Below are 24909 nucleotides of genomic sequence, written 5' to 3'. Positions count from 1 at the left end.
TTACTGGCTACAGTGCGGATCATGTTCGCCGTCACCGCAGCACGCATCGATGCCGACAGTCCGCTCGACGGGATGGAGTTCGGGGAGCGTCCTGAGCCCACGGTCCCCGACGGGTGGACGACCGTGACCGTCAAGGCCACGGCCCTCAACCACCACGACGTCTGGACTCTGCGCGGCGTCGGGATCCGCGCGGACCGGTTGCCGATCATCCTCGGCTGCGACGCCGCCGGCGTCGACGAGGACGGCAACGACGTCATCGTCCACTCCGTGATCGGCGATCCGGAGCGGGGCGGGGGCGACGAGACGCTCGACCCCAAGCGGTCGCTGCTGTCGGAGTCCTACGACGGGACGTTCGCCGAGAGGGTCGCCGTGCCCCGGCGCAACCTCGTGCCCAAGCCCGCCTCGCTGTCGTTCGAGGAGGCCGCCTGCCTGCCGACGGCCTGGCTGACCGCCTACCGCATGCTCTTCGACAAGGCCGGCCTCCAGCCGGGGTCGACCATCCTCGTCCAGGGTGCGGGCGGCGGCGTCGCCACGGCCGCGATCGCCCTGGGCTCGGCCGCCGGCTACCGCGTCTGGACCACGAGCCGCAGCGGCGACAAGCGCGAGCGGGCTCTCGAACTCGGCGCCGACCAGGCCTTCGAGTCCGGCGCCCGGCTGCCCGAGCGCGTCGACGCGGTCATCGAGACCGTCGGCGAGGCCACCTGGAGCCACTCGCTGAAGTCGCTGCGGCCCGGCGGCCGGATCGTGGTCTCGGGCGCCACCAGCGGGCAGGTGCCGCCCGCCGAGCTCAACCGCGTCTTCTTCCTCCAGCTCTCGGTGGTCGGATCCACCATGGGCACCCGTGACCAGCTCGTACGGCTCGCGCGCTTCCTCGACGTCACCGGTCTGCGGCCGAAGATCGACCGGGTGCTGCCGCTGGCGCAGGCGCGCGACGGGTTCGCGGCGATGGCCGAGGGCGACGTCTTCGGGAAGGTCGTCTTCACGCCCTGACGGCGGCGGTCAGTCGTCGGTGGGGAAGATCTCGGACCTGATGCGCTGGGACGTCTCGTCGAGCAGCCCGCGCGTACGGGCGAGCTGCTCGGCGTCCAGGCCGCCCTGTGAGGCCTCGCGGACCTCCTCGACGAACCTCCGCAGCGCGCGGTCCAGCTTGACGCGCGCGGCCTCGTCCTGCGAGCCGGTGGCGGTGGCCCAGGCGTCCTCCCAGGTGTGCCGCCACTCTTCCTTCCAGACGCGCTTCTGGTCCTTCCAGTACTCCTTCTGGCGCCGGAGGTCCTCTTTCTGCCGCCGCGTCGTCTCCTTGAGGTTCTGCGTCGCGCCGGCCGGGCCCTGCTTGCGCATCTCGCGGGCGGCGTGGGTCAGCTCCTCGCGCAGGGACCGTACGGTGTCGCGTACGTCCTCCTGCACCTCGCGGGCGATGTCGCGGACGGACTCGGTCAGCTCGTCCTCCAGCTCGGCCAGCTCGTCCATGCGGCGTTCGAGCTCGGCGCGGCCCGCGTCGGTGAGGCGGTAGACCTTCTTGCCCTTGACGACCTCGTGCGTGACGAGGCCCTCCTCCTCCAGCCGGGCCAGCCGGGGGTAGATGGTGCCCGGCGAGGGGGAGTAGACGCCCAGGAAGCGGTCCTGAAGCAGCCGGATGACCTCGTAGCCGTGCCGCGGGCTCTCTTCGAGCAGCTTCAGCAGGTAGAGCCGCAGCCTGCCGTGGCCGAACACGGGACTCATCGGTCCTGCTCTCCTTCTGGGGTCAGTGCTTCGGGGTCGGGGCGGCTCAGGAGGGTGATCGCCCCGGAGACGGAGTTGACGTTCAGGGAGGCCGCTCCGCCGCCGAGCGTACCGGTCACGCTCTTGGGCATGCCGCGCTCCTCGCGCCCGAGCCCGTCGAAGGCGGCGTCGATGCGCCCGCTCATGGAGTTGAGTGTGACCTTGGCCGAGGTGGAACTCGGCAGGCGCATCGTCACCTCGCCCGAGACGGTACGGATCTGCACGCCGGCGTCGGTGTCGAGATCGACGTCGGTGGTGATCTGACCGCTGACGGAGTGCGCGCTCAGCCGCCCGACGCTGCCGTGCGCCAGGGCGAGGTCGCCGGAGACGGAGTTGAACCGCACCGAGCCGCTCACGCCCTGCGCCTCGACGGCGCCGGTCGCGGTGTTGGCGTCGATCGTGCCGGTCACGCCGTCGAGCGTCACGTCACCGGAGGCCGTCTTGACCGAGACACGGCCGGCCATTCCGGTGACGACCGCGTTCGCGGTGACCAGGTTGAGGGTGACCGGGCACTCGCGTGGCACGGTCACCGTGATGGCCGCGCGTCCGCGGGTGTTCTGCAGCCAGCGGAGAACCCCCTCGACGCCGCTGCTCTTCTGGGTGAGGCTCAGCATGCCGGCCTCGTGCACGACCTCCAGCGGATGGCCGGAGATCTCGCTCACCTGCAGTGTGGGGTGGTCGCTGGGCAGGACGGAGACCGTTCCCGCCACGATATTCGCCTTCAGCGCGACCACGCCGTCGAAATCGATCTTCGTTGGCTCGTCGACCGTCCAGCGCGCCATGGTGCGATTCCCCTTCCGTCCGGACACCTCGTCTTAACAAGATATGTCGCGTTTCGGGAAAGTCAAGATGTATCGCGTTTGGGGTCGTGCGGGCGTCAGTCGTCCTCGTCGCCCAGCCGGGCCAGCCACGTGGCGAGGCGCTCGACGGGCGTCTCGAACTCGGGGTTCAGGTCGATGAACTCCCGGAGGCGGTCGGCCATCCAGGCGAGGGACACCTCTTCCTCGCCGCGCCGTTCGGCGAGTTCCTCGATACCCCGGTCGGTGAAGTACATGCGTCTACCTGCCTTGCGGCCGGTGCCCCCGCACGCCGAGGCGTACGGGGGCACCGGGCGGACGAAGCGATCAGCCGTCGCCGAAGATGGCGGCGACCAGGCCCTGCTGCTCGGCCGTGTGCATCTTGGCCGAACCCACCGCGGGGGAGGAGCTGGCCTTGCGGGAGACCCGCTTCAGCTCCCGGCCCTCGAGGTGCGGGGTCAGCTTGAGCGCCATGAACGGCCACGACCCCATGTTGGCGGGCTCGTCCTGGACCCAGATCAGCTCGGCGTCGGGGGCGTACTTGGCCAGCTCCGCCTTGATCTCGTCGACCGGGAGCGGGTAGAGCCGCTCGACGCGCACGAGCGCCGTCGAGGTGTCGCCGGCCTTCTCCCGCCCGTTCAGCAGGTCGTAGTAGATCTTGCCGGAGGTGAAGACCACCCGGCGTACGGAGCCGGGCTCGACGGTGTCGTCGCCGATGACCGGGCGGAAGGAGCCGGAGGTGAACTCCGACGTGGCCGACGTGGCCGCCTTCAGCCGCAGCATGGACTTCGGCGTGAAGACGATGAGCGGCTTCTCCCGCGGCGACAGCGCCTGCCAGCGCAGCAGGTGGAAGTAGTTGCCCGGCGTGGTCGGCTGCGCGACCGTCATGTTGTCCTGCGCGCAGCACTGGAGGTAACGCTCGATGCGCGCGGAGGAGTGGTCCGGCCCCTGGCCCTCGTAGCCGTGCGGCAGCAGCAGCACGACCGAGGAGTGCTGGCCCCACTTCTGCTCGCCGGACGAGATGTACTCGTCCATGATCGACTGGGCGCCGTTGGCGAAGTCGCCGAACTGCGCCTCCCAGCAGACCAGCGCGTCCGGCCGGGTCATGGAGTAGCCGTACTCGAAACCCATCGCGGCGTACTCGCTCAGCAGCGAGTCGTGCACGTAGAACTTCGAGGTGCCCTGGCCGAACTGCTTGAGCGGGGTGTACTCCTCACCGGTCCTGCGGTCGAACAGCACCGCGTGCCGCTGGCCGAAGGTGCCCCGGCGCGTGTCCTGGCCGACGAGGCGTACCGGGCGGCCGTCGATGAGCAGCGCACCGAGCGCGAACATCTCACCGGTGGCCCAGTCGATCGCGTTGTCCTCGACCATCTGCGCGCGCTTCTGCAGGAGCGGTTGCACGCGCGGATGCACGGTGAAGCCGTCCGGCGGGTTGAGCTGCGTGTCGATGATGCGCTTGACCGTCTCCTCGGAGATGGCCGTGGGGACGCCGGTGTGGTCGACCGGGATGCGCTCGGTGTCGGGCTTGGTGAAGCTCTCCTGCGGCGGCTGGTTGGTGGCCTCGCGGGTCTCGCTGAACGCCCGTTCGAGCTGCTCCTGGTAGTCGCGCAGCGCCTGCTCGGCCTCTTCGACGCTGATGTCGCCGCGGCCGATCAGCGCCTCGGTGTAGAGCTTGCGGACCGAGCGCTTGGCGTCGATGAGGTCGTACATCAGCGGCTGCGTGAACGACGGGTTGTCGGACTCGTTGTGCCCGCGCCGCCGGTAGCAGATCATGTCGATGACGACGTCCTTGTTGAACGCCTGACGGTATTCGAAGGCGAGCTGGGCGACCCGCGCGCACTGCTCGGGGTCGTCGCCGTTGACGTGGAAGATCGGCGCCTGGATCATGCGGGCCACGTCGGTGGCGTAGACGCTGGAGCGGGAGTACTCCGGGGCGGTGGTGAACCCGACCTGGTTGTTGACCACGACGTGGATCGAGCCGCCGGTGCGGTAGCCACGGAGCTGGGAGAGGTTGAGCGTCTCCGCCACGACCCCCTGGCCCGCGAAGGCCGCGTCGCCGTGGATGAGGATCGGCATGACGGTGAACCCGCCCTCGCCGACGTCGAGGACGTCCTGCTTGGCGCGGACCACGCCCTCGGCGACCGGGTCGACGGTCTCCAGGTGGCTCGGGTTGGCCACCAGCGACGTGCGGATCTTCGAGCCGTCGCGGGCGACGAAGTCGCCGTCGGCGCCGAGGTGGTACTTCACGTCGCCGGAGCCCTGCGCGCTGCGGGGGTCGAGGTTGCCCTCGAACTCACCGAAGATCTGGCCGTAGGACTTGCCGACGATGTTGGCCAGGACGTTGAGCCGGCCGCGGTGGGCCATGCCGATGACGACCTCGTCGAGGTGCGCCTGCGCCGCGAAGGTGATCACCGCGTCGAGCAGCGGAATCAGCGACTCGCCGCCTTCGAGGGAGAAGCGCTTCTGCCCCACGAACTTGGTCTGCAGGAACGTCTCGAACGCCTCGGCGGTGTTGAGCCGGCCGAGGATGTGCTTCTGCTCCTCGCGGTCCGGCTTGCCCGGCGGGATCTCGACGCGCGCCTGGATCCAGGCGCGCTCCTTGGGGTCCTGGATGTGCATGTACTCGATGCCGACGGTGCGGCAGTAGGAGTTGCGCAGCACGCCCAGGATGTCGCGCAGCTTCATCGTCGGCTTGCCGCCGAAGCCGCCGGTGGCGAACTCGCGCTCCAGGTCCCACAGCGTGAGGCCGTGCTTGAGGACGTCGAGGTCGGGGTGGCGGCGCTGGGTGTACTCCAGCGGGTCGGTGTCGGCCATGAGGTGGCCGCGCACGCGGTAGGCGTGGATCAGCTCGTGCACCCGGGCGACCTTGGCGACGTCGTCCTCGTGGCTGGCGCTGATGTCCTGCACCCAGCGGACCGGCTCGTACGGGATGCGCAGCGCCTCGAAGATCTCGTCGTAGAACTCGTCCTCGCCGAGAAGGAGCTGGTGGACGCGGCGCAGGAAGTCGCCGGACTGGGCACCCTGGATGATGCGGTGGTCATAGGTCGACGTCAGCGTCATGACCTTGCTGATGCCGAGCCGGGCCAGGGCCTCCTCGGAGGTGCCGGCGTACTCGGCGGGGTACTCCATCGCGCCCACGCCGATGATCGTGCCCTGGCCGGGCATGAGGCGGGGCACCGAGTGCACCGTGCCGATCGTGCCGGGGTTGGTCAGGCTGATCGTGGTGCCGGCGTAGTCGTCGATCGTCAGCTTGTTGCCGCGTGCCTTGCGCACGACCTCTTCGTAGGCCGCCCAGAACTGGCGGAAGTCGAGGGTCTCGGCGCTCTTGATGTTGGGCACGACGAGCTGCCGCTGGCCGTCGTCCTTCTTGAGGTCGATCGCCAGGCCGAAGTTGACGTGCTCGGGGCGTACGAGCGTGGGCTTGCCGTCCACCTCGGTGTAGGAGGCGTTCATCTCCGGCATCGCCTGCAGCGCCCGGATCAGTGCGTAGCCGATCAGGTGGGTGAAGGAGACCTTGCCGCCGCGTCCACGCTTGAGGTGGTTGTTGATGACGATGCGGTTGTCGATCAGCAGCTTGGCCGGCACCGCACGCACGCTCGTCGCGGTGGGGACCGTGAGGCTGGCCTCCATGTTGGTGACCGTGCGGGCGGCGACACCGCGCAGGCGGATCTCCTCGGCGCCGCTGGGCACCTGAGGCGCCGGGGCGGCCTTCTTCTCCGCCTTCTCCGTCGCCTTCTCGGGAGCCTTCTTCGGTGCCTTGTCGGCGGCGGGCTTCGCGGCCGGGGCGGGCGTCTGCTGGGGTATGGGCTTCGGCGCCGATGTCGGAGGGGATGCGGCCGCGCCGTCGGTCGTCTTCGCCGGGCGGTCCGGATGGTAGTCCGCGAAGAAGTTCCACCATGCTCGGTCTACCGAGTTGGGGTCTTCCAGGTACTTCTGATAAAGCTCGTCGACCAGCCACTCATTGGGACCGAAGTCTGGAGTGGCCTGGTCGGCGGAGGATCGCGACGACTGAGTCGACACGGCGGAGATCGCCCTCTTCCGCGCTCGCAGGTGGATCTGTAATCGAGACAAGGCTACTCGTCCGTGACCGTCCACGATGCCAGGCCTGCGGTTCTCACCATGTGGACCGGCCACGTCATGACTCAGCGCGCATGCGGATGGCGATATTCCGTGCCGAATTCGGGCGGTGACAAAGAGGTGTCCGGAGGGTGCGGCGGCCGTTGTGCGCCTTCGGTCATCTCTGGTGCGACAAGGAGGAACGGTCACTTCGTGACCTGCCGGACACGGACCTGATCGCAACTTTCACCGGAGCTTCCGTACGCCCTTCGCGGTGACACAGATCACGCCGTCAGGCGCCGGTGGTGGATCCGGGCCGGACGATCATCAGGATCGTCACGGCCGCCCACAGGAGGTTGAACATCCCGGTGTACATGGCGAGGCGTGCCGCCCGGCTCTGGAGGTCGTCGACGGGGCCTCCGGCCAGGGCCTTCTGGCGGGGGAGGACGAGCAGTACGAGAACGGCGGCGGCGACCGCGGTCAGCCCGATGGAGACGATCACCCAGGTGTCGCCCATGACGTGCATGCTCCCCGCAGTGGCGAACCCGAAGAACGGCACGAGGACGCCGATGACGGCGTACACGCGGCAGACGCGGTGCAGGAGCAGCACCTCCGCCGGCCCGCGGCCACCGGAGTCGGCCGCCGCCCGCCGTACCGCGGCGGGGAACATGCTGGCCGCCACGGTCACCGGCCCGATGGCGATGATGGCGACGAGGACGTGCGCGATGAGGAAAATCTTGGTCATGGGGCCGTGGACTCTCTGGTGCCGGGGACGGGACGAGCCTCGACGGTACGGCCGGTCGCGTGAAGGCCGACAGTGGCTCCAATGCCAACATCCACCGGATTCTCGCCAACCGCAGGTGGCTGTGCACTCATAGAGAACTCACTGCTCAGAGCGGTTGGCGGAGATCCGGCGTGCACGTAGATTGTGGCCATGCACACGGTCGCCGTTCTGGCGCTGGACGGGGTCATCGGCTTCGACCTGACCACCCCGCTGGAGGTCTTCGGCCGCACCCGCCTGCCCGACGGGCGCGTGCCCTACCGCGTACGCGTCTGCGCGCCCGCGCCGGAGGTCGACGCCGGGGCCTTCGCGCTGCGGGCGCCGTGGGGCCTGGAGGCGCTGGCCGAGGCGGACACGATCATCGTGCCGGGCGTCGCGGACCCCTCGGCCCCGGTCCCGGCCGAGGTGCTGGACGCGCTGCGGCGCGCGGCCGCGGCGGGCACGCGGATCGCCTCGATCTGCGCCGGCGCCTTCGTCCTGGCCGAGACCGGTCTGCTGGACGGCCTGCGCGCCACCACCCACTGGGTCGCCGCCGCGTTCCTGGCTGCTCGTCATCCCGCCGTGGAGGTCGACCCGGACGTCCTCTATGTGGACAACGGGCAGATCCTGACCGCGGCCGGGGCCGCCGCGGGGCTCGACCTGTGCCTGCACATGATCCGGCTGGACCACGGCTCGGCCGTGGCGGCCGACGCCGCGCGCCTGTCGGTGATGGCACTGGAGCGGGAGGGCGGGCAGGCGCAGTTCATCGTCCACGAGCAGCCGCCCACGCCACGAGGCTCGCTGCTGGAACCGGTGCTTCAGTGGATGGAGGACAACGCGGGCCGGGAGCTCACCCTCGATGACATCGCCGCCCACGCGGGAATGAGCACCCGTACGCTCAACCGGCGCTTCCGCGAGCAGACCGGCACGACGCCGCTGCAGTGGCTGCACCGCGCCCGCATCCGCCAGGCGCAGCATCTGCTGGAGACCACCACGCACCCGGTCGACCGCATCGCGGCCCAGGTCGGGTTCGGCTCGCCCACGGCGTTCCGCGACCGCTTCAAGCGCGTGGCCGGCACCAGTCCGCACGCGTACCGCCGGGCGTTCCGGTAGGACTCAGGGTTCGGTGATCCGCGCGAGGAAGTAGACGGCCTCGGTGGCGGGGTGGCGGACGACCACGAGGAACGGCCGGTCGGCGTGGAACTCCACCGGCCTGCTCATGTCCATGCCCGCCGGCACCATCATCACCGCGGTGGCCGCGGCGCCCTCGAAGCCCCGCTCGTCCACGTCGAGCACCGCCTTGTGCTCGACCCGGTCGATCCGTACGGGCCGGGGCGTCATGCCGGAGAAGTCGGCGTCGTCGGTGAAGGCGGTCGCGACGCCCAGCGCGCCGAGCGGCGCGGACAGGCTCGCCTGGCTCTCGACCCGGAACCTCGGCAGCGACAGGTCGACCTTGACCGACCGCGCGGCGCCGTACAGCTGACGGAGGAGCCCGGGTGAGAGCTCGCCGCCGTCCGGCCCGAGCAGCACGTCCGCGACCACGCCGCCCGCGGCGGCCAGCGTGACCATCCTCCAGCCGCCGGCCTCGGCGTACGGCATGCGCCCCGTGCGGCGCATCGTCGGCACCCGCCGCCGTCCGCCGGGAGCGTGGAAGGGCGCCGGGACGGTGCCGCGCTCGGCGAACGTGTGCAGCCAGGCGGCCTTGAGGTACAGCGCGTTGACGATGACCGCCGTCGTGAACTCATCGACGGAGCCGCCGGGAAGGAGGTCCCGGATGAGCTCGCGGGTGGCCTTGGCGACCTCGGCGTTGATGGTCTGCCGCACGCGCTCGGCGTCACCGGCGAAGTCGGCGTTGTGCACCGCCGCGCCGGGAAACGCGCGGACCGCACGGTCGTACGCCTCCTCGATCGGCAGGCCCTCGCGCAGCCAGAGGGTGTTGGCCACGGCGATCTCGGCCTCGCCGAGCGCGGCGGCCTCGGCCAGGCCGAGCTCGCCCGGTGCGGCGCCCAGGGCGCGGGCCAGCTCGTCGTACGTGCGCCCGCGCGCGCCGGCGGCGACCAGCCCGAGCGCCGACGCTACGGAGTACGGCGACCAGACGAGGTCGCCCTCGGAGGCCAGGCGGCGGTGGAGGTTCAGCGCGAACTCGTACATGCCCCGACCGTACCCCCCGATCTCGAAGTGATCAGGTCCAGGAGATCGCCGGGCCCTTGGGGACGATGCCGGAGGGGTTCAGGTGCCGGTGCGTCTCGTAGTAGTGCCGCTTGATCTGGTCGAAGTCGGTGGTCCGCGCGAACGCCGGGATGGCGTAGAGCCGCCGTGCGTACGCCCACAGGCGCGGGTAGTCGACGATCCGCCGCAGGTTGCACTTGAAGTGGCCGTGGTAGACGGCGTCGAAGCGGGCCAGCGTGGGGTAGAGCCGTACGTCGGCCTCGGTCAGCCGGTCGCCGACGAGGAAGTCGTGGCCCTCCAGCCGCGCCTCCAGGCGGCCGAGGGTGGCGAACAGCGCGTCGAACGCCTCCTCGTAGGCCTCCTGGGTGGTGGCCATGCCCGCCTTGTAGACGCCGTTGTTGACGTTGTGGAAGACCTCGTCGTTCAGCTCGTCGATCTCGGCGCGGAGCTCTCCCGGGTAGAGGTCGGGCGCGCCGGGCCGGGCCAACTCCGCGAACGCGTCCTCGATCATGAGCGTGATCTGCGGATAGTCGTTGGTGACGAGGCGCCCGGCCTCGGTGTCCCAGACGCACGGCACCGTGTGCCGGCCGTCGTACGCGGGGTCGGTCGCGATGTAGAGCTCGGACAGGAAGTGCGCGCCGGTGACCGGGTCGCGGCCGTCGGGGGAAAGAGTGAAGCGCCAGCCGCGCTCGTCGCGGATGGGATCCACGATCGTCACGCCGATCACGTCCTCGAGGCCGAGCAGGTCGCGGACGATCAGCGCGCGGTGCGCCCACGGGCACGCCAGTGAGGCGTAGAGCCGATAACGCCCGGCCTCGGCCGGGAACTCCTCGGTGCCGATCTTGTCGGTGAAGCGGTTCGGCTGGCGTACGAACCGGCCGTCCTTCATCTCACGCGTCGTGATGTTCGCCATCGTGCCACCCGCGGGTGACGGATATCCGACCTCCGGGCGATCCGGCGGCGTCACCCTCCCCCTACGATTATTGCCATGGAGACGCCGGAAACAGGACGTTGATCGCCCGTGGGTCACATCACTGACGCTCTGCTCGATCTGCACGGTCCGGTGATCTACGCCGTGGTCGCCGCGCTGGTCTTCGCCGAGGCGGCCCTGTTCTTCGGGTTCGTCTTCCCGGGCGAGACGGCGATCGTCGTGGCGGGCGTGCTGGCCAGCCAGCACCGGGTGTCGCTGCCGATCCTGCTGATCGTCATCGTGCTCTCGGCGGTCACCGGCGACTCGGTCGGCTACGAGATCGGCCGCCGGTTCGGCGACCGGCTGCTCGGCACGCGCGTCCTGCGAAAACACCGTGACAAGCTCGCCAAGGCCCAGGACCTTCTCCGTCGCCGCAGCGCGACGGCGGTCTTCATCGGCCGCTTCACCGCCCTGCTCCGCGCGATCATGCCGGCCCTGGCGGGCAGCGCGCGGATGCCGTACGGGCGGTTCCTCGTCTTCAACGCCCTCGGCGGCATCACGTGGGGCGTCGGCTACACGGTCGGCGGCTACCTCGCCGGCACGGCCTTCGAGCAGGTCGCCCAGTGGGCGGGCCGGGTCCTGGCGATCGCGGTGGCCGCCGTCGCGGCGGTCGGCCTGTTCGTCTGGTGGCTCCGCAAACGGCAGCGCGAGGCCGCCGAGGAGGCGGAGACGCTCGACGAGCCGGTGTCGGTCCCCGACCTCGGGGACGACTGAGCCACGGGGGCGAGTCCTCGCCGAGCGTGATTCGGTTCAGTGATAGACACTGAGTCAGGCAACGTCGCGAGGAGGATGTGGACCATGGCGGAACTGCGGTTCGACGGACGGGTGGCGGTCGTCACCGGTGCAGGTCAGGGGCTCGGCAGGCAGCACGCTCTCGAACTGGCCGCACGAGGCGCCAAGGTCGTCGTCAACGACCTCGGCGGTGCCCTGGACGGCAGCGGTTCCTCCACCGGACCGGCGGCCACGGTGGTCGAGGAGATCACCAAGAACGGCGGCGAGGCCGTCGCCAACACCGACAACGTGGCCACGCCCGAAGGCGCGCAGGCGATCGTGCAGGCCGCGCTGGACGCCTTCGGCCGGATCGACGTCGTCGTGAACAACGCCGGCATCCTGCGGGACAAGTCGTTCAAGAACATGGCGCCGGAGGAGTTCGACCAGGTGATCGCCGTGCATCTGCGGGGGTCGTTCCTCGTCACGCACGCCGCCTGGCCGCACCTGCGCGAGCAGGCGTACGGCCGGGTGGTCATGACCACCTCGCCGGCCGGGCTGTTCGGCAACTTCGGGCAGGCCAACTACTCCTCGGCCAAGATGGGCCTCGTCGGGCTGACCAAGACCCTCGCCGCCGAGGGCAAGAAGTACAACATCAAGGTCAACGCGATCGCCCCGATCGCCTGGACCCGCATGACCGAAGAGCTGTTCCCGGCGGACTACAAGGACAAGCTCAGCGTCGAGCTGGTCACCCCGGTGGTGGCGTGGCTGGCGCACGAGAGCAACGAGAGCAGCGGCGAGACCTACAGCGTCGGCGGCGGGCGAGTCGCCCGCGTCTTCGTCGCCGAGGGGCCGGGCGTCACGAAGCAGGGCGGCCTGAGCGCCGAGGACGTACGCGACAGCTGGCAGGAGATCAACGAGACCGAGCCGTACCTTCTCGCCAAGGACATCGGCGAGCAGACCATGGCCGTCTTCGGCGCCATCCAGTGAGCGAGCCCGCCTGATGAGCGAGGACATCCTGTTCGAGCGACGGGACGGGGTGGCCGTGATCACCCTGTCCCGCCCCGACCGGCTGAACGCGGTCACGTCGGCCATGGTCGAGGAGCTCATCACGATCCTCGACCGGCTGGCCACCGACACCGCGACGCGCGTCGTGGTGCTCACCGGCGCCGGGCGGGCCTTCACCGCCGGCATGGACATCCGGGGCGGCGGCGCGGGCGCGTCGCCGGCGGACGAGGACGCCGAGCCGGAGGGCCAGGTGGCGCGGATCTACCGCAGCCTGGCCCGCAGCGGCGATCTCGTCCTTCGCCTCCGGGAGATCCCGCAGCCGGTGATCGCCGCGCTGCATGGGCCGGTGACCGGCATGGGCATGTCGGTGGCGCTCGCCTGCGACCTGCGGGTCGCCGACCCGACCGCCCGGTTCATCGCGCCCTTCCTGAAGCTCGGCTTCTCCGCCGGCGACCTGGGGCTCACCTGGCTGCTACCCCGGCTGATCGGCGCCTCACGGGCGGCGGAGATCTTCTACCGGGCCCGGCCGGTCCACGCGGCGGAGGCGTACGACCTCGGGCTGATCGCCGAGCTGGCCGAGGAGGGCGCAGACCTGGACACCGCGTTCGCGCTGGCCGACGAGCTGCTCACCCGGTCGCCGTTCGGGCTGCGGCACACCAAGGAGCTGCTGAACCTCTCGATCGACGCGTCCGGGCTGCGCGGGCACCTCGCGCTGGAGAACCGCACCCAGACGATGGCCTTCCTCACCGAGGACCTGACCGAAGGGGTCGCGGCGACGCTGGAGAAGCGCGAGCCGAACTTCCGCAACCGCTGAGGTCAGACGCTGAAGTCGGCGGGGTCGAAGCCGGGGGAGACCACACAGCTCACCAGGACCTCCCGCTCGCCCGCCGGCCGCGCGGACTGCCAGACGCCGCCGGGCACGAGCACCTGCGGCGCCTGGCCGTGCTCGACGTCGGGGCCGAGCACGACGGTGGTCTCCCCGGAGCCCTCGCGCAGCGTCAGCTCCAGCGGGCCGCCGCGGTGCCACAGCCACACCTCGTCGGAGCGTACGGCGTGCCAGATCGACTCCTCGCCGGCGCCCAGCAGGAAGTAGATGCCGGTGGCGGTGGCCCGCTCGCCGCCGTGCGCGCGCATCGGCGTGGAGGTCCGCCACGTCTCGCGGAACCACCCGCCCTCCGGATGCGGCAGCAGGCCGAGCGCCTCGGCCACGGGCGGCCGCGGGCTGAACCCGGTCACGCGCCCGCTCGGGTCGCGCCGCGCGAACCGCACCTCCTCGACCGTCGATCGGTTGACCGCGCCGGGCAGCGGCATCCGCGAGAAGGGGCCGACCAGGGCGATGACCTGCTCGTCGGTGAAGGCGTCGTTCGCCAGCGCGACCGCGTCCTCCTCGGGCGCGTACGCGGCCGTCTCGCTGTGGAAGGGCCCGTCGGGCTCGGCCTGCCAGGCGTCGAGTGTCGTGAGTAGCAGCACACCGTCAACCTAACCGGCCGCACCGGCGACGCCGGGAGCCGCTCCGGCGAGTCGGCCGTCCGGGTGGGTCTCGCCATTAGCGAGAGATATCGTTAAGATACATCTCGACTTGAGGGAGAGAGCACGGTTATGGAGCCCTACCAGCCGCCCGCAGCGAACATGCGCGCCTCCGACCAGGAGCGCGACGCGACCGTCCAGCGGTTGCAGGTCGCCTTCGCCGAGGGGCGCCTGGCCGATGCGGAGTTCGACGAGCGCATGCGCGCGGCGCTGGCCGCACGGACCCACGGCGACCTCGACGAGCTCCTCACCGACCTGCCCGCCACCACGGCGCCCGTCGCGGCGCGCCCGGCGGGCCCGGCACCCAAGGGCCCGAAGCCGGGCCGGTACACGATCGCGTACAAGAACAGCCTGCGGCACGCCGGACGCTGGCGCGTGCCCGGAAAGTTCCGTGCGGTGGTCTACAAGGGCAGCGGGGTGCTCGACCTTCGGGCGGCGGAGCTCACCGAGCCGGTGACCACCATTCTCGCCGTGGCCTACAAGTCCGGCATCGAGATCATCGTGCCGCCGGGCGTCCGCGTCGAGGTGAACGGCTTCGGCGTCACGCGCGACGAGGAGTGGGCCGGCGAGCTCGCCGCCGACGCCCCGGTCGTGCACGTACGCGCCTTCGCGTACAAAGGGCTGGTCGAAACGCGGACGATGCCGCGCCACTGATTCTCCGGGCGCTTCACGTGAACGTATCGGACGGGTAAAGCGTCCAATCGCGGGGATGCAAATAACAGAAACGGATCCCCCGACCGTTCTGGAGTGAAACCGATGCGCGTCAGCCTGGGCACGATCGTCCTTACCGCCACCGGATCCGCCTTTATCGCAGTTCCCCTCCTCTCCGCGCAGGCGTACGCCGCGCCCGTCCCCGCCGCTCCGGTCGTCGCCTCGACGCCCGTTCCCCAGGCGGCTCTGCCGACCCTGCACTACGGCGACCACAACGCGGCCGTACGGCAGCTGCAGCAGCGGCTGACCGACCTCGGCTACGACCCGGGCCCGGTCGACGGCCAGTGGGGCACCGCGACGAGCTTCGGCGTCTGGGCGTTCCAGAAGGTCAACCACATCAATCCGAGCTCGAACTGCGGCCCGAAGACCTGGGCGGCGCTCGCCTCCCCGCGCACCCCGGCGGCGCTGGTGCCCAAAGGCGCCACGAGCCGCGCGGAGGTCGACGTCAAGCATCAGTTGCTGTTCGTCTACAAGAGCGGGCGGCTCGTGCTGACCAGTCACATTTCCTCGGGCTCGGAAAAGCGTTACTACTCCAGCGGCCACTGGTCGGTCGCGCACACCCCGCGCGGCAATTACTCGGTGTACCGCAAGGCCGCGGGCTGGGAGACCTCTCCGCTCGGGCGGCTCTACAAGGCCAGCTACTTCCACGGCGGCTACGCCATCCACGGCGAGCCCTCGGTGCCGCTGCACCCGGCCTCGCACGGCTGCGTGCGGATCCCGATGACCACCTCGAACATCGTGGCCAAGCTGCTCCCGATCGGCACGCGCGTCTACGTGCGCGGCTGAGGCGGCCGGCCGGGGATGCGCATCGGGGTCTTCCTCCTCGCCGCGCAGTTCCCCGGGCAGACGCACCATGACGTGCTCGAACGTACGGTCGACGCGGCGGTGACGGCCGAGCGGGCGGGCTTCGACGACGTCTGGCTCGCCGAGCACCACTTCATGTCCTACGGCGTCTGCCCCTCGGCCGTGACCCTCGCCGCGTACGTCCTGGGGCGCACCGAGCGGATCACCGTCGGCACCGCGGTCAGCGTGCTGTCCACCGCGCACCCGGTCGCCCTCGCCGAGCAGGCCGCCCTGCTCGACCAGGTGAGCGGCGGCCGGTTCCGCCTGGGTGTCGGGCGCGGCGGGCCGTGGGTCGACCTGGAGGTGTTCGGCACCGGAACGGCCCGGTACGAGACCGGCTTCGCCGAGAGCCTGGACCTGCTGCTCGCCGCGCTCACCCAGGACCGCGTCGCGGGCGGCGGGAGCTTCCCGTTCCGCGAGGTGGCGATCGTCCCGCGCCCGCTGACCGGGCCGCCGGTCGTCGTGGCCTGCACCTCCACCGGGACGGCGGAGCTCGCCGCGCGCCGCGGGCTGCCGATGCTGCTCGGCATGCACGCCGGCGACGAGGAGAAGCGCGCCATGGTCGCGCACTACGGGCGGCACGGCACGGCCGCCGGTCACCTGGCTGCGGGCGTCGCCTACGTGGCCGACACGCGTACCGAGGCCCAGCGGGTGCTGCGGACCGCGATGCCGCGCTGGCTCGGGCCGGGGCTGGCCGGCTACGTCCCGGTCGACTCCCGGCCGCGGCGGCCGAGGGACCCGGAGGAGTACGCCGCGCTGCTGTGCGGCATCCATCCGGTCGGCACCGCCGACGACTGCGTCGCCACGCTGAGTGGCACTGTGGAACGTACCGGTATCGGGCACTTTGCGTTGCTCGTCGAGGGCGCCGGCGATCCGGCTCTGACCAGGGAGAACATCCTCCGGCTCGGCGCCGAGGTGCTGCCGCGCCTGCGGGGCTGAGCGGCCCCCGCCGCGTACGGGCCGGACGCCCCCGGGAAATGGGTGCCCAACATGCCCCCTTCCCGGCTTCATCGCGTGCCGAAGCACGGTTTGATGGTGACTTGCACGGACGTCCTTTGACGAGAGGTTCAGCGTGAGCACGACCGGCAACGGCGCCTCCCCTGGGGATTCCTTCGGCGGCAGTGCCGTCCCGCCCGCCCAGGAAAACTCCGGACGGCCTGCGGGCCCGCCGCCGAGCGCCCGCGGCGAACGCCGCCGGATCAGCGAGCGGCTCGCCGAGGCCGCCGAGACGACCGACTCCACCGAGACCGGCCGCGCGCGGGGGATGCCGAGCTCCTCGCCCTGGCAGCGCTCCAACTCGGTCTGGCACCGGGCGGGCATCGACTGGAGCCGCGCCGAGCCCGCCCCGCGGCCCGGCCGCCCCGCGACCGTGCCGCCGCCGCGTAAGGCCACGCAGTACCCGGCGCCGGTGAGCCCGCAGCGGCCGCCCGAGCCGGCGGCTCCTCCCACGTCCCCGCCCGACAAGGCCGCAGGCGACGACAAGCCCTGGGAGCCACCCCAGCGCAGCCGCCGCCCCGAGCTGCCGCTGCGTACGCTGGCGATCGCCGTCGTGGCCGTGCTCGTCGTCGGCGGCGGCGCCTACCTGCTGTTCCGCCCGGGCGGCGGCGACGCGAAGAAGAAGCCCACGGGCCCGGCGGCGGTGGCGGCCGACCGATTGTTCACTCTCGACCCCGCGGCGACCACCGGAGGCCGCGGCCACACGCTCGACGACGTCGTCGCCTCCGGCAGCACGGCCGTCGCGATCGGCTCGGAGCAGGGCGGGGTCTACTCCCGCGCGCAGTTCCTGACCTCGGGCGACGGCGGCCGGTCCTGGCGCGTCGGCACGGTACGGACGCCGGACGGCGGCGACCCGCCGCCGGGGGAGTACCCCGGCCTGCTCGCCGGCGGCGCGGGCTCGTGGGCGGCGCTGGGCAGCACCCGCGAGGGCACGATCGAGTGGACGAGCCACGACGCGCGCACGTGGACGCGGCGCCCGCTGTCCGGCGCGTTCGGCCCCGGCGACACGGTCCGGCAACTGGTCCGTACGACCTCCGGATTCGTCGCCGCGGGCACCACGACGGTGAACGACGTCACGCAGGCGGTCGTGTGGACCTCGGCCGACGGCGGTAGCTGGACACGTCTCGGCGGGCAGCCGTTCGGGCCGCCGGCCGGTGGCGTCACCGTCGGGCTGACCGCCGTCGCGGCGCATGGCGACATCATCGTGGCGCACGGCCGCGTGCGCATCACCAAGACGGTGGTCAAGCGGGTGCGCGGCAGGCGGCACAAGGTCCGGCGCACCTCCGAGAGGGAGGCGTTCTGGCGCTCGCCCGACAGCGGCCGCACCTGGGCGCCGATCGCGGTACCCCAGGGCCTCGGCTCCTCCGGAGACGTCGTCTCCGTCGCCGCCACCCAGAGCGGTTTCTTCGCCGCGCGCGAGGCCTCGCGCCGGACGGGCTCCCGGCGGAAGAGGAAGACCGTCCACTTCGGGGCGTTCTTCGGCTCGGCGGACGGGAAGAACTGGACTAAGGCCGGCCCGCTCGAGACCAGGGGTTACTCCCGGATCGGCAAGGTGCGGGGCACGGACGCGGGCCTGACCGTCCTGGTCTCGGTCAGTGGCGGCAAGACCGCGGTCATGACGAGCGGCGACGCCAGGACCTGGCGGCACGTCGCCGACCTGCCGGGCGGCCGCACCCTGACCGGCGCGGCGCTCACCTCACAGGGACCGGTCGTGACCGGGCGCCTCGACGGCGGCGAGGCCTACCTCACCATGGCGGGCGCCGGCGACGTCAACATCGCGGCCATCCCCGACGCGGTGCACGCGGAGCGTACGGTCGCCGGCATCACGGCCGACGCCGGGCGGGTCGTGGCGGTCGGCAGCACCAACGGCCGCCCCGCGCTGTGGTCCTCGGCGGACGGCTCGGCGTGGAGCCGGGCGACGCTCCCGGCCACCAAGGACCTGGGGCGGCTCGTCGACGCGGTCCACGGCGGCCCGGGGTGGCTGGCGGTCGGCGCGACGGGCTCGCGCGCCGTCCTGCTGACGTCGGGCGACGCCGCGACCTGGCGGCCGACGCCGGCCGGAGCCGGCGGCGACTTCGCGCCGTCGGCCGCCGCCGCGAGCGCCACGGCGTACGTCGTCGTCGGCGGAGCGGGCGGGACGAACGCCGCGGCGTGGTCGTCGGCGAACCTGAGGACCTGGACGCGCTCGGTCAACGCCGCGAAGGGCGACCTGAACGGCGGCGACCACGCGCCGAGGTGGATGAGCGACGTCGCCGCCGGGCCGAACGGCTTCGTCGCGGTCGGCGGCCTGACCAAGAACAAGGTGTCCCAGCCCGCGCTGTGGACCTCACCGGACGGGCGCCGCTGGACGCTGTCCACGACGGCGCCGGCCCTCCCGGCCGGCACCACGCAGGGCTCGCTCACCAAGGTCGTGGCGCACGGCGGGTCACTGGTGGCCACCGGCGTCGCCGGGGCGTACGTCTTCACGTCGGTCTCGGCGGACGGCGGCCGTACCTGGCAGCCGTCGGCGCTGCCCGGGGCGACGCCGGGGACCGCCCTGACCGCGGCGACCGCGACACCGCGCGGTTTCGTGCTCATCGGCACCGCCGGGTCGGACGTTGCGATGTGGACGTCGGCGGACGGCCGCGCCTGGCGGGTGACGCGCCCGCAGGGACTCGGCCTCGACGGGCCGGGCGTGCAGCGCCTCGACGGCGTGACCGTACTCGGCGCGAGCCTCCTCGCGGTCGGCTTCACCGGAGACTCCCGCACGGACCGGCCCACTCTCTGGCGGACGCCGGCGCCCTGAAACGACATTCGCGGTCGTTCCCTTACGGGGAGCGACCGCGAATGACGGAACGGGGGGTCAGGAGACGTGCAGGTTGACGCCCAGCAGGACGAGGAACCACAGGAAGACGGCTAGCAGCGCGCTCAGGACCCTCTTGAGCAGGCCGATCGTGATGTAGTCGTGGTCCCACGCCACGAAGATGCCAATCAATATGTAAATCAGGCCGACAAAGCTGATTCCGCCCCGGATACGCATCGGGGACCTCCTTGGCTCGGTTTGAACGCTCGCCAGATGCCCGATAGATGGCAATTAAAACTTTTGACCGTTTATCTAGGGACGATGAGTTTGTAGCGTTCGCGCCGCCGGCCGCGATGTAACGGTTGGGTCACCGTATAGGAGGTGGCCGGCGTCCCGGACCTGGGACGTCATCGCGGCGAGACACCCGCCCGCGCCCGCGCGGATGAGACCGGGTGTCGCGAAGGGACGGCCGGCCGCCTGGCAGCGCACGCCGGCCGTCCCTCTCGTTCCGCCGGGCCGCCTCTCCGGTCACGATCGCCTTGGGTCCCAGGCCGTGTCCTCAGAGCCAGATGTGGAGGGTGGCCAGGTCGATCGTGGCGCTGGTCGCGCCGTTCGGGGATGGTCGCGGCGATACGGCGGCGGCGCAGATGATCGCGGATCGCTCGGGAGCCGTAGTCCTTGTCGGCGAGCGCCCGCGCCTTGGTGGCCGGCAGCGTCAACGTGCCGTTCCGCGGCCAACGCCAAGACCGGTTGTCGACCATCTTCCACGGCCCGTACCACCCACTGCCCGTCACTCGGCTCATGCCTCTTCACCACGAACCAAGACGGAGCCAGCGCACCCACCCCCACCTTGAGGACACGGCTTAGGTCGTCTTGGTGAAGGATCCGCGCCAGACCTCCAGCGTGCCGTCGGTGAGGGCGGTGGCGAAGTTGATGACGCGGGTGTAGCCGTCCTCGAGGAGCATCGGCAGGGCCGGGCCGGCCGGTGGTCCGCCGGCGAAGGTCGCGGCGATCCAGTCGCGGACCCAGAGGGATTCGTCGGTCCATTCGGTGTGGGAGAAGCCGGCGTCCTCGATCGCGGTGAGCAGGGCTCCGGGGGGGATGACGAAGCTGTCGGTGCCGTCGAGCGACCAGGGCATGGGCCAGGGCAGGCGGGCCGGGCGCGGCCGGCAGACCTCCCAGACGGCCAGGCGTGCGCCGGGGGCGAGGTGGTCGGCGATCCGCCCGAACCAGGTGGTCTTGTCCTCGACGTTCATCTGGACGTGCATGGTGATCGCGGCCTCGAAGCGCCGGTCGGGCCGGAACGCGGCGATGTCGCCCAGCTCGAACCGGACGAGGTCGCTCAGCCCGGCCTTGGCGGTGAGGGATCGGGCGGCCTCGACGTAGGCGGGCGCGAGGTCGATGCCGACGACGTGGTGTGCCGTACGCCGGGCGATCTGGCGCGCGGGGCCGCCGAAGCCGGAGCCGACGTCCAGGACCCGGTCGCCGCCGGCCAGGGCTAGGGCGGGGATGAGCCGGTCGACCGCGCCGGCGCCGCCGATGTGGAACTGGTCGAGGTCGTCCAGGACTCCGTCATCCGCCGCGTCGAGGTGGGGGTGTTCGGTCAGCAGCCGGTCGATCGCCTTGTCGACGGCCGTCTCGTCGTAGGTCATGGTCGAACACTAGTAGAAGAACTCTACTTGTTAGTTCAAAAAATAAACCATGAAGCGCTATGGTCGTCGCATGCGGAGTTATGGCCAGTACTGCTCGATCGCCCGCGCTCTCGACGTCGTGGGCGACCGCTGGACGTTGCTGATCGTCCGCGAGCTGCTGCTGCGGGGCCCGTGCCGGTTCACCGACCTGAGGAACGGGCTGCCCGGCATCGCCGCCAACCTGCTGTCCGGGCGGCTCAGAGAGCTCGAGGCCGCCGCGCTGATCGGCCGCGAGGACGCGCCGCCACCCGTCGCGACCACCCTCTACGGCCTGACCGAGGACGGTCTGGAGCTGGAGCCGGTGCTGAGGGCGCTGGGGCTGTGGGGCCTGCGGTTCATGGCCGCCGACCGGCCGGATGAGGCGTTCCGGGCGCACTGGCTCGCCTACGCGCCCGCGTGGTTCACGGCCGACGCCGACCCCGGCGCTCCGCCGGCGGTCATCCAGCTCGTCGCCGCCGGCGAGCAGGCCGTCATCGAGATCGGCGAAGGCCGGGTCCGTACCCGCACCGGCCGCGCCGCCGACCCCGACCTGACCCTGGACGGCCCGCCTCGTGCGGTCCTCGGGCTGCTCACCGGAGTGGTCGACATCGGCGGCGCCGAAGAGATCGGGCTGACCGTGAGCGGGCGGCGCGAACTGCTCACCCGGCTACGGCCCGCCGCGGAAGCACCCGGCGACGCCGTCACCCGCGAGCCGTCTGATCCAGGACGGCGCGCAGCGCGGACATGACGTTCGAGCGCCAGCCGCCGTCCAGGATCCGGCGGGTGAACCGCTGGGCGGGATCGTCGGGGTCGAAGCCGTCGTGCTCGAGGAACAGCCGGGTGCCGCGTCCCTCGGGCACGAGCGTCCAGGTGACCGTCGTGTCCAGCGGGCCGCCGCGCCAGCTGAAGCGCAGCAGCCGCTCCGGCTCGACGTCCAGGACCTCGCAGTGGACGACGCCGTCGAAGCCGGCGTTCGGCCGCGGGTCGGTGCGGAAGGTGAACCGGTGGCCGGCCACCGGCTGAAAGTCGTTCGGCATCAGCCACTCGGCCAGCAGGTCCGGGTCGGTGAGCGCCCTCCACACCCGCGCCGGCGCGTGGGGCAGGAACTCGTCGACCCGTACGGCGCGCGGCTCGCTCACTCGCCGTCCTCCTCGTCGAGCAGCTCGCGCAGGGAGGTCAGCCGCTCCCGCCAGAACCGTTCGTACGGCGACAGCCACTGCGACAGCTCGTGCAGGGGCTCGGCCTCAAGACGGTAGTAGCGCCGGCGGCCGCTCTTGCGCTCCCGTACGAGACCGGCGTCCTTGAGCACCCGGAGGTGCTCGGAGACGCTGGGACGCCGCATGTCGAAGTGCTCGGCCAGCTCCTGTACGGGCAGCGGGCCGCGGTCGAGCAGCAGGCCGAGGAGCTGCCGCCGGGCGGGGCTGGCCAGCGCGGCGAAGACGTCGTTGTTGTCAGGCATCGGGCGTGGTCGTCTGGAGGATGAGGCCGTTGCCGTCCGGGTCGTGCACGATGGCGAACCGGCCCCAGGGCGCCTCCTGGACGCCCTCGACCGGCAGCCCTCGCGCGGTGAGGGCGTCGACGTCGCCCCGCAGGTCGTCGGTCTCGATGACGAGTCCCTTCAGCGATCCGGGCGGCATCGTCTCGAACCAGGTGACCAGCGTGAGGGAGGTCTGCGACCCCTTGGGGCGTACCTGCACCCAGCGCCGGCCGGGGCCCATCTCGGTGTCGGAGACGAGTTCGAAGCCGAGGGCATCGACGTAGAAGTCCTTGGCGCGGTCCTGGTCGGAGACGGGCACGGACAGCAGCTGGATGTGCGTGAGGCTCATGCGGGCCACCATAGGTAGGAAATCTCCTACCGGTCAACCGCCTCCGCGAAACGCGCCGTGAACGCGGCGCGGTTGGCGGAGCCCGGCGTACGGTCCCAGACCGCGAACAGCACCTGCTCGAACGTCCCGTCGAACGCGCCGCCCGCGGTGAGGTGGGCGTGGAACGCCCCGGCGACCTCGTCCGGGTCGTTGCGGAACACTCCGCAGCCCCAGGCCCCGAGGACGAGCCGGCGCGCGCCATGGTGGTCGGCCACGGCCAGCACCCGCTCCGCGCGCCGGTGGAGCGCCTGCCGGATGCGGTCCCGCGCGCCGGGGTCGCGGCGCAGTTCCTCGCCGGCGTTGGGCGCGGGGGAGGTCAGGAACGAGACCGGGTACGGCTCGGCGAGCAGCCGGCCGTCGTCGCCCCGGTGCACGGGGACGTCGGGGGACCAGATGACGCGGTCGCTGTAGAGCAGGTCGGCCGAGGCGCGGTGAGCCTCGTAGTAGTCGGGGGCCTGGAGGAGGCACGGGTACAGCAGCGCGTTGCGGCAGAGGTCCTCCTCCTGCGCCTTGGCGCCGCGGACGTAACCGCCTCCGGGGTTGCGGGCCGAGGCGAAGTTCAGCACGGCGATCCGTTCGCCGCCGTCCTGGTGGAGGCGCCGGGCGCCCTGGAGGCTGCCCTCGGCGGTCACCTCGAACGAGGTGCGGGTCGTGCCGGACGGCGGGCTCAGCGTCTCGTCCGGCGTATGGCTGACGGTGCCGGAGACGGCCGCGTCGACCGCCGGCCGTACGACGACGGTGGTGCCGTCGTCGGTGGTGTATTCGCCATCGGCGACGATCTTCGCGTTCGCGTCCGCGATGCCCCGCAATCTGCTGCTCACAGGACCGCATCGTAGTTCGCCTCGGGCTGGTCGCACCCGGAATCGGACTCCAGGCCGAGGAGCCCGCAGGAGAAGGGCGAGACGCTCCCGCGGACGTCCCCGGCCGGGCGTCAGTCGAAGAGGACGATCTGCCGGACCGCCTCGCCGCGCTCCAGGGTCCCGATCGCGTCGTTGAGGTCCTCGAACCGGATGCGCCGGGTGATGAGGCTCTCCAGGTCCAGCTTGCCGGCCCGCCACAGGTCGACGAAGCGCGGAACGTCGCGGCGAAGGTCCGAGCTGCCGTACAGGGAGGCCCGGAGGTTCTTGCCGTCGAAGAGCAGCTCGAACGCGTTGAACTGCACGTTGTCGTCGGCTGCGCCGGCGCCGACCACGATCACGTCGCCGCCGCGCCGGGTGAGCTGCCAGGCGGCGCGGATCGTGGCGCCCTTGCCCACGACCTCGAAGCCGTAGTCGAAGCCCTGCCCGGCGGTGAGGAGGTTCTTGACGTCCTCCACCTGGTCCGGCGTCGCGGTGTGGGTGGCGCCGAACGCCTTGGCGATCTCGTGCTTGGACTCCAGCGGGTCGATCGCCAGGATGTTCGCCGCGCCCGCGATCTTGGCGCCCTGGATCACCGACAGGCCGACGCCGCCGCAGCCGACCACCGCGACGTTGGTGCCGGGGCGTACCCCCGCGGTGTTGAACACCGCGCCCACCCCGGTCGAGATGCCGCAGCCGAGCAGCGCGGCGTACTCGTAAGGGATGTCGTCGGCGACCTTGATGCAGGCCTCCCAGGGGACCACCATCTCCTCGGCCCACGTGCCGCAGCCCGCCATGCCGAACGCCGGGGTGTCGTCGCCGAGCCGGAAGCGGGGCTTCATGTAGCCCTCGATGATGTACTTCACGCAGAGGAACGGGCGTCCGGCGACGCAGTCGGCGCACAGGCCGCAGGCGGGGGTCCAGGAGATGACGACGTGGTCACCGGGGGCGACCTCGGTGACGTGCTCGCCCACCTGGACGACCTCGCCGGCCGCCTCGTGGCCGATCACGGCCGGGTAGTTGTTCGGCAGGGTGCCGTTCAGGATGGACAGGTCGGAGTGGCAGACCCCGGTCGCCTTGATCCTGACCTTCACCTCCGCCGGGTCCGGGCCGACCGTCGACGCGTCGTCGAGGAGCTCGACCTCTTTGACACCGGAACCTCGGATCACCGCGGCTCGCACGTTGCACACCTCCAGGACGGGGGCCGGGAAGGCCCCGGCCGATGATCGGGGGGTTCAGTCGTCGTCGAGGCTCAGGGCGGCCTTGGGACAGGAACGCACGGCGTGCCGGACGCGGTCGGCCAGCTCCGCGGGCGGTCTCGGCTGCGTGATGTGCAGCTCGTCGTCGTCATCGAGGTCGAAGACATCGGGCACGAGCCCCACGCACACGCCGTTGGCCTCGCAGACCAGTGGGTCGACCCGTACTTCCATGACGCTGTCCCCTTCGATCACAT

At 71.4% G+C, this 24909-nt stretch carries 26 protein-coding genes and 1 pseudogene; 10 read left to right on the top strand and 17 right to left on the bottom strand.

Annotated elements, in window-relative coordinates:
• Positions 1–21 precede the first annotated feature (21 nt).
• Entirely contained in the window at positions 22–990 is a 969-nt protein-coding gene (locus QWU11_RS30760) for a zinc-binding dehydrogenase (protein WP_290117961.1), read from the top strand.
• A 9-nt stretch (positions 991–999) separates the two neighbouring features.
• On the opposite strand, the gene QWU11_RS30755 is transcribed toward QWU11_RS30760, so the two are convergent.
• The 5 genes from QWU11_RS30755 to QWU11_RS30735 all read right to left on the bottom strand — a co-directional run bounded on the left by QWU11_RS30755 (position 1000) and on the right by QWU11_RS30735 (position 7356).
• Positions 1000–1719 carry a PadR family transcriptional regulator gene (locus tag QWU11_RS30755; protein WP_290117960.1) on the bottom strand — a complete coding sequence of 240 codons (720 nt, stop codon included), beginning with the start codon at positions 1717–1719 and terminating at the stop codon, positions 1000–1002.
• Positions 1716–2540 (bottom strand): DUF4097 family beta strand repeat-containing protein, encoded by an 825-nt coding sequence (locus QWU11_RS30750; protein ID WP_290117959.1) that lies wholly within the window; start codon positions 2538–2540, stop codon positions 1716–1718. Before QWU11_RS30750 ends, QWU11_RS30755 begins: the two co-directional genes overlap by 4 nt.
• A 95-nt stretch (positions 2541–2635) precedes the next feature.
• A complete protein-coding gene (locus QWU11_RS30745; protein WP_290117958.1) occupies positions 2636–2812 on the bottom strand; it encodes a DUF6104 family protein in 177 nt (58 codons plus the stop codon).
• Between the two features lie 70 nt (positions 2813–2882).
• Positions 2883–6575 (bottom strand): multifunctional oxoglutarate decarboxylase/oxoglutarate dehydrogenase thiamine pyrophosphate-binding subunit/dihydrolipoyllysine-residue succinyltransferase subunit, encoded by a 3693-nt coding sequence (locus QWU11_RS30740; RefSeq protein WP_290117957.1) that lies wholly within the window; start codon positions 6573–6575, stop codon positions 2883–2885.
• Between the two features lie 328 nt (positions 6576–6903).
• On the bottom strand, positions 6904–7356 hold the full coding sequence (locus QWU11_RS30735) for a hypothetical protein (RefSeq protein ID WP_290117956.1): 453 nt from the start codon (positions 7354–7356) through the stop codon (positions 6904–6906).
• A gap of 189 nt (positions 7357–7545) precedes the next feature.
• Here QWU11_RS30735 and QWU11_RS30730 point away from each other — a divergent pair, with 189 nt between their 5' ends.
• Positions 7546–8484, top strand: a complete 939-nt coding sequence (locus tag QWU11_RS30730; RefSeq protein WP_290117955.1) for a helix-turn-helix domain-containing protein — start codon at positions 7546–7548, stop codon at positions 8482–8484.
• A gap of 3 nt (positions 8485–8487) precedes the next feature.
• Here the strand turns inward: QWU11_RS30730 and QWU11_RS30725 are convergent, their stop codons facing one another.
• On the bottom strand, positions 8488–9522 hold the full coding sequence (locus tag QWU11_RS30725; RefSeq protein ID WP_290117954.1) for a serpin family protein: 1035 nt from the start codon (positions 9520–9522) through the stop codon (positions 8488–8490).
• Positions 9523–9553: 31 nt separating this feature from the next.
• Positions 9554–10453 carry a glutathione S-transferase C-terminal domain-containing protein gene (locus QWU11_RS30720; protein WP_290117953.1) on the bottom strand — a complete coding sequence of 300 codons (900 nt, stop codon included), beginning with the start codon at positions 10451–10453 and terminating at the stop codon, positions 9554–9556.
• 108 nt (positions 10454–10561) lie between these two features.
• On the opposite strand from QWU11_RS30720, the gene QWU11_RS30715 reads away from it, so the two are divergent.
• The 3 genes from QWU11_RS30715 (at position 10562) to QWU11_RS30705 (ending at position 13040) form a co-directional block, all read left to right on the top strand.
• Entirely contained in the window at positions 10562–11224 is a 663-nt protein-coding gene (locus QWU11_RS30715) for a DedA family protein (RefSeq protein ID WP_290117952.1), read from the top strand.
• Positions 11225–11308: 84 nt separating this feature from the next.
• Positions 11309–12208 carry an SDR family oxidoreductase gene (locus tag QWU11_RS30710; RefSeq protein WP_290117951.1) on the top strand — a complete coding sequence of 300 codons (900 nt, stop codon included), beginning with the start codon at positions 11309–11311 and terminating at the stop codon, positions 12206–12208.
• 13 nt (positions 12209–12221) lie between these two features.
• On the top strand, positions 12222–13040 hold the full coding sequence (locus QWU11_RS30705) for an enoyl-CoA hydratase-related protein (RefSeq protein ID WP_290117950.1): 819 nt from the start codon (positions 12222–12224) through the stop codon (positions 13038–13040).
• A 2-nt stretch (positions 13041–13042) separates the two neighbouring features.
• Here the strand turns inward: QWU11_RS30705 and QWU11_RS30700 are convergent, their stop codons facing one another.
• On the bottom strand, positions 13043–13696 hold the full coding sequence (locus tag QWU11_RS30700; protein ID WP_290117949.1) for a cupin domain-containing protein: 654 nt from the start codon (positions 13694–13696) through the stop codon (positions 13043–13045).
• A 129-nt stretch (positions 13697–13825) separates the two neighbouring features.
• On the opposite strand from QWU11_RS30700, the gene QWU11_RS30695 reads away from it, so the two are divergent.
• From QWU11_RS30695 to QWU11_RS30680, 4 genes are all read left to right on the top strand, one after another.
• Entirely contained in the window at positions 13826–14407 is a 582-nt protein-coding gene (locus QWU11_RS30695) for a DUF1707 domain-containing protein (protein WP_290117948.1), read from the top strand.
• Positions 14408–14509: 102 nt separating this feature from the next.
• Entirely contained in the window at positions 14510–15250 is a 741-nt protein-coding gene (locus QWU11_RS30690; RefSeq protein ID WP_290117947.1) for a L,D-transpeptidase family protein, read from the top strand.
• Positions 15251–15265: 15 nt separating this feature from the next.
• On the top strand, positions 15266–16246 hold the full coding sequence (locus tag QWU11_RS30685) for an LLM class flavin-dependent oxidoreductase (protein ID WP_290117946.1): 981 nt from the start codon (positions 15266–15268) through the stop codon (positions 16244–16246).
• Between the two features lie 133 nt (positions 16247–16379).
• Positions 16380–19088: a hypothetical protein gene (locus QWU11_RS30680; RefSeq protein ID WP_290117945.1), complete on the top strand. Its 2709-nt coding sequence runs from the start codon at positions 16380–16382 to the stop codon at positions 19086–19088.
• Positions 19089–19145: 57 nt separating this feature from the next.
• On the opposite strand, the gene QWU11_RS30675 is transcribed toward QWU11_RS30680, so the two are convergent.
• The 3 genes and pseudogenes from QWU11_RS30675 to QWU11_RS30665 form a co-directional block, all read right to left on the bottom strand.
• Entirely contained in the window at positions 19146–19277 is a 132-nt protein-coding gene (locus tag QWU11_RS30675) for a hypothetical protein (RefSeq protein ID WP_290117944.1), read from the bottom strand.
• Between the two features lie 404 nt (positions 19278–19681).
• A pseudogene (locus tag QWU11_RS30670) lies at positions 19682–19771 on the bottom strand (IS5/IS1182 family transposase); the annotation flags it as partial.
• A gap of 177 nt (positions 19772–19948) precedes the next feature.
• Positions 19949–20737, bottom strand: a complete 789-nt coding sequence (locus tag QWU11_RS30665) for a class I SAM-dependent methyltransferase (RefSeq protein WP_290117943.1) — start codon at positions 20735–20737, stop codon at positions 19949–19951.
• A 70-nt stretch (positions 20738–20807) separates the two neighbouring features.
• Here QWU11_RS30665 and QWU11_RS30660 point away from each other — a divergent pair, with 70 nt between their 5' ends.
• Positions 20808–21503, top strand: coding sequence for a helix-turn-helix domain-containing protein (locus QWU11_RS30660; protein WP_290117942.1), 696 nt, complete (start codon positions 20808–20810; stop codon positions 21501–21503).
• Here the strand turns inward: QWU11_RS30660 and QWU11_RS30655 are convergent.
• The 6 genes from QWU11_RS30655 to QWU11_RS30630 form a co-directional block, all read right to left on the bottom strand.
• Positions 21457–21894 (bottom strand): SRPBCC domain-containing protein, encoded by a 438-nt coding sequence (locus tag QWU11_RS30655; protein ID WP_290117941.1) that lies wholly within the window; start codon positions 21892–21894, stop codon positions 21457–21459. The genes QWU11_RS30660 and QWU11_RS30655 overlap by 47 nt on opposite strands.
• Positions 21891–22214, bottom strand: a complete 324-nt coding sequence (locus QWU11_RS30650; protein ID WP_290117940.1) for a metalloregulator ArsR/SmtB family transcription factor — start codon at positions 22212–22214, stop codon at positions 21891–21893. The genes QWU11_RS30655 and QWU11_RS30650 overlap by 4 nt, the downstream gene beginning before the upstream one ends.
• A complete protein-coding gene (locus QWU11_RS30645) occupies positions 22207–22581 on the bottom strand; it encodes a VOC family protein (protein WP_290117939.1) in 375 nt (124 codons plus the stop codon). Before QWU11_RS30645 ends, QWU11_RS30650 begins: the two co-directional genes overlap by 8 nt.
• 26 nt (positions 22582–22607) lie before the next feature.
• Complete coding sequence (locus QWU11_RS30640) at positions 22608–23441, bottom strand: TIGR02452 family protein (protein WP_290117938.1); 834 nt, start codon at positions 23439–23441, stop codon at positions 22608–22610.
• A gap of 110 nt (positions 23442–23551) precedes the next feature.
• A complete protein-coding gene (locus QWU11_RS30635; RefSeq protein ID WP_290117937.1) occupies positions 23552–24637 on the bottom strand; it encodes a Zn-dependent alcohol dehydrogenase in 1086 nt (361 codons plus the stop codon).
• Between the two features lie 54 nt (positions 24638–24691).
• On the bottom strand, positions 24692–24886 hold the full coding sequence (locus QWU11_RS30630) for a ferredoxin (RefSeq protein ID WP_290117936.1): 195 nt from the start codon (positions 24884–24886) through the stop codon (positions 24692–24694).
• Positions 24887–24909 lie beyond the last annotated feature (23 nt).

Source organism: Actinomadura sp. DC4 (genome assembly GCF_030406325.1).
Classification (GTDB): domain Bacteria; phylum Actinomycetota; class Actinomycetes; order Streptosporangiales; family Streptosporangiaceae; genus Actinoallomurus.
The sequence above is the reverse complement of the archived record's forward strand: the minus strand, read 5'-3'. Positions and strand labels throughout refer to the sequence as shown.